Source organism: Segeticoccus rhizosphaerae, from assembly GCF_009192725.1.
GTDB lineage: Bacteria > Actinomycetota > Actinomycetes > Actinomycetales > Dermatophilaceae > Segeticoccus > Segeticoccus rhizosphaerae.
Genome location: NZ_VOHR01000321.1, coordinates 1 through 4154 on the forward strand (window position 1 = coordinate 1; position 4154 = coordinate 4154).

Annotated in this window: 6 protein-coding genes; 1 reads left to right on the plus strand and 5 read right to left on the minus strand. The window is 71.6% G+C overall.

What is annotated here, in order from left to right; all coding sequences use genetic code 11:
- From FRW57_RS18175 to FRW57_RS18195, 5 genes are all read right to left on the minus strand, one after another.
- Positions 1-355: lycopene cyclase domain-containing protein (locus FRW57_RS18175; protein WP_203230402.1), on the minus strand; the 355-nt coding region annotated here is incomplete at its 3' end.
- Entirely contained in the window at positions 356-802 is a 447-nt protein-coding gene (locus tag FRW57_RS18180) for an Rv2175c family DNA-binding protein (RefSeq protein ID WP_338055382.1), read from the minus strand.
- Between the two features lie 160 nt (positions 803-962).
- Positions 963-1460 (minus strand): ASCH domain-containing protein, encoded by a 498-nt coding sequence (locus FRW57_RS18185; RefSeq protein WP_152186671.1) that lies wholly within the window; start codon positions 1458-1460, stop codon positions 963-965.
- Between the two features lie 43 nt (positions 1461-1503).
- Positions 1504-2733: an RNA polymerase sigma factor gene (locus FRW57_RS18190; RefSeq protein ID WP_152186672.1), complete on the minus strand. Its 1230-nt coding sequence runs from the start codon at positions 2731-2733 to the stop codon at positions 1504-1506.
- Positions 2730-3023, minus strand: coding sequence for a YciI family protein (locus FRW57_RS18195; protein WP_202911475.1), 294 nt, complete (start codon positions 3021-3023; stop codon positions 2730-2732). The genes FRW57_RS18190 and FRW57_RS18195 overlap by 4 nt, the downstream gene beginning before the upstream one ends.
- A 393-nt stretch (positions 3024-3416) precedes the next feature.
- On the opposite strand from FRW57_RS18195, the gene FRW57_RS18200 reads away from it, so the two are divergent.
- Positions 3417-4154 (plus strand): LysM peptidoglycan-binding domain-containing protein (locus FRW57_RS18200; protein ID WP_162529413.1); only part of this gene is annotated, 738 nt, incomplete at its 3' end.

A 4154-nucleotide genomic window follows, 5' to 3' on the forward strand; every position in this document is an offset into this window, starting at 1 on the left:
GGCCGTGCGCCGTGGCACGCCCCCTCCCCGCCAGGCCGTCGCGTTCGCCGCGCACCGCCCGGACCGCTTCGAAGGCCAGGATCGAGGCCAGCGGGACCACCACGAAGAAGGCGATCTCCTCGAGCGGCAGTCCGGCGATCCGCGGCGGCAACGTCTGGGCGGCGTCGAAGTGCCAGTGCCCCGCCCGAGTCGCCCACAGGTCCCAGACCAGGAAGGGCGCGCCGGCGAGCACGATCGCAGCGAGCAGGCGCAGCGGCCGGCGGAAGACGGTCAACCGGTAGGCGCGCACGAGCGGGAGCGTGCCGATCAGGCAGAACACGAGCACGGCCACGTAGGACCAGTGGCGCAGACCCACCTAGAAGGCCAGCTCCTGTGCGCGCCGGCGCACCTCCTTCTTGCGGCCGGCGAGGAGGGCGTCGATGGGGGCGCCCTCCACGGAGAGCGTCTCATCCGGTGTGAAGAGCCAGCCGATGATCTGCTCGTCGTCCATGCCGCCGTCGGCCAGCACGGTGAAGGTGCCGCGCAGCGTCGGCAGCGGCCCCTCGCCGGTCACGAACTTGGCGGGCACCGCCACCACCGACCGCGGACCGATCCGTGCCGCAAGCAGCTCGCGATCCTCGATCATCCTGCGGACCTCGGAGAGCCTGACGCCCAAGCGATCCGCGATGTCCGGCACGGTCAGCCAGTTGCCGACCTGCGCCTCGACACCGGTCGGTGGGGGCACCTGCGTGGGTCCCGTGGCATCGGTCCGGTCCTGCTCGATGGGGCCCGGCGCCGTGGACGCCTCGTCGAAGGAGTTCACGGCACCAAGCCTGCCACGGGCTGCTCGGGTCTGCCGAGGCGGGCGCGCAGCCGAAGCTCGTGCGAAGCGTCGGCGTCGCGGTGCAGCGAAGAGCGGCGACGGGCGGGTGGATCGCGTCCCACGTCGGCACTACCTCCCGTCAGGCCCGGTGAGTATGCGGTCACCTCGTCGGGTAGAGGAGCCGGAACCGCTCGAGGACGACCGGCATGTCCGGCAGGAAGCCGCCGTCGGCGTGCTCGTCGAAGAAGCGTTCGTGCACCGCCCGCCAGTGGTCGAGGCTGCCGTCGCCCTCCCCCTCGTCTCTGGCGTGGTCGGCGTCAACCTGGTCGAACGGGACGACCCGCGCGTGGGTCGTCACCACAAGGGCGCGTGGGTGACCGGAGCCGTCGAGGACGATGCTGAGCGTCCGGGGCGCGGGCAGCTGCTCGCCCTCCTTGGCGTAATCGGCGCAGGAGCTCGCGGTCGCCGTCTTGGTCCCGTCCAGGACAAGGCTGAGCAACTCGTCGGCCTGCTCGGGGGTCGAGCCGAACGCCCACGAGGGTGGCCGGAGCGTTCTGAACGGGTTCTCACCGGTGTAGACGGGCACCCCGGCAAGACTCGCGTGCGCCCGGGCGATGTCCCAGAAGGCGTCCAGCTCGTCCTCGTCGGTGATGACCATGGCTCACCCTCCCACGCGAAGCCCCGCGCCCTGATCGATCCGCTCAGGCGAGCTGATCGCGACGGCGGGTGAGATAGGCACGCTCGCCGGGGTTCTGCGTCAGCTCGATCGCCCGGTCGTACGCCTCGCGCGCCTGCACGGAGCGGCCGAGGCGCCGCAACAGATCGGCGCGTGTGGCGTGGAACGCGTGGTAACGGTCCAACGTCCCGACGAGCCGGTCGACCTCGGCGAGCCCGACGTCGGCGCCGTCCAGCTCGGCTCGGGCGACGGCACGGTTGAGCGCGACCACCGGGGACGGGCTCACGGCATACAGCTGCTCGTAGAGGGCCGCGATCTGGCTCCAGTCGGTGTCGCGGGCACTGCCTGCGTCGGTGTGCACGGCGTTGATCGCGGCGAGGATCTGGTAGCGCCCGGGGCGGATCCCGCTGGCCAGGCGTTCCCTGACCAGCCGATGTCCCTCGGCGATCAGGTCGCGGTCCCAGCCGCCGCGGTCCTGTTCGACCAGCGTGACCAGTTCGCCGGTGGCGCTGAACCGGGCCGCGCTGCGGGCCTCGGTGAGGAGCATGAGCGCGAGGAGTCCCGCCACCTCGCCATCGTCGGGCAGGAGCGCGCGCAGCAGCCGCCCGAGCCGGATGGCCTCCAGCGTGAGGTCGCGGCGCACGGGCTCGTCGCCGGTGCCGGACAGGTAGCCCTCGTTGAAGACCAGGTAGACCACCGCCAGGACCCCGGCCAACCGGGCCCCGATGTCGTCGGGACCCGGCACGCGGTAGGGGATCCGCGCCTTCTTGATCTTGGCCTTGGCCCGCGTGATGCGCTGGGCCATGGTCGTCTCCTGCACCAGGAAGGCGCGGGCGATCTCGGGGACGGTCAGGCCACCGACCAGGCGCAGTGTGAGCGCCACCCGGGCCTCGGTCGCGAGCGCGGGATGGCAGCAGGTGAACAGCAGCCGGAGCCGGTCGTCGGTGAGCGGTCCGGTGGGCGTGTGAGGGGTGTCGTCTCGGATCATCTCGGCCGCCCTGTGCTTGGCGTCCCGTTTGCCCTCGCGGCGGATCCGGTCGAGCGCCTTGCGGGTCGCGGTGGTGGTCAGCCAGCCACCGGGGTTGGGGGGTGTGCCGGTCCTCGGCCAGGCCTCGACCGCGGCCACGAAGGCGTCGGCCGCCGCATCCTCGGCGACGTCGAGGTCGCCGAAGCGCGACGCCAGCGAGGCCACCACCCGCGCCCACTCCTCGTGGTGGGCGCGGGTGATCGCCTCGTGGGTCGGGGAGTTCGTCACTCGGCCGGGTCGCCTTGGAACGGTCGCACCTCGACGGTGCCCATGCAGGCCCTCGATGCCTCCGCGGCGAGCGCGAGGGCGACGTCGGCGTCGGGCGCCTCGATCACCCAGAAGCCACCGATGTGCTCCTTGGTCTCCAGGTAAGGGCCGTCGGTGTAGACCGGCTGGTCGCCCTGCCCGTCGACGACGGTCGCGGTCGACGGCGCCTCGAGGCCGCCCGCGAAGACCCAGTAGCCCTCGTCCTGCAGCTTCTTGTTGAACGCACCCGTCTGGGCGAACGCCCTCTCCATCTCCGCCTCGTCGGCGTAGCCACCGTGACCCGTGGTGTAGATCTCCTCGGGACCGTGCACGGCCATCAGGTACTGCGTCATCTCGATCTCTCCTCGCTCGGGGGCATCCGGGGTGGTGCCTCTTACTCTCTCCACGAACCAGGTCCTCCGGACACGACAGCTCCCCGGAGATTCTCGCCGAGTCGCCCGGAGGGCGATGCACGGATCGGCTCCGGGTGCGGTCGACGGGGCGGAACGTCATACACCTCGATCGGGTGAGACGCAATCTCCCACTCCGTGGTGATGTCGTGTACGTTTCACAATCGTCACATTCAACCCAGCAGCATCGAATGCCACCAGGGCCCCAGCAGCCCCAAGGGCCGCTTCGAGCCGCTCCGGAAGGACTCGCACGTCATGAGCCCCATCGTCGACCTCTCACCCCCCGCCGCCCCGGCAGCGCTGCACGAGCTGGCGACGGGCGACCGCGTGGCGCCACACGGTTGGCAGACCCATGTCATCCGGCCCGGTGAGACGTTGCTCGGGATCGCCCTGGCGCACCGCACCTCCACGGGAGTGCTGGTCCGGCGCAACCACCTGCCCTCGACCCGCCTGATCAGGGCCGGGACCAGGATCGACGTGCCGCGGACCTCTCGCGCACCGAAGCACCGATCCGCGAAGCACCACGCGAAACCGAAGAAGTCGCGCCACGCCGCCGCCAAGGCCAATCACGCCAGAAAGGCGCGTCACCGCGCCAAGCGACCTGCCCGCACGGTGCGCATCCTGGTGGTGCGTCCGGGTGAGACGGTCAGCGGCATCTCGCTACGCCTGCACGTCTCGGTGGCCGCGATCCTGAAGGCCAACGGGATGACCGACGGCCGGCAGCTGTGGGCCGGGCAGCGGCTGCGCGTGCCGGGGGCCGCGTCCCATCCGGCACGAAGGGCGACCCCCAAGACCCACCGGAAGGCGAGCCACGCCAAGAAGGCGCACGCCGCGAAGAAGGCGCACGCCGCCAAGAAGAAGCGCGCGAAGAAGGCCGCGGCCCGCCGCGCCGCCACCAGGACCCTCACCGTGCGCCCCGGCGAGACGGTCAGCGGCCTGGCCCTGCGGCTGCGCGTCTCCCAGGCCGCCGTAATGCGCGCCGCTGGCATCTCC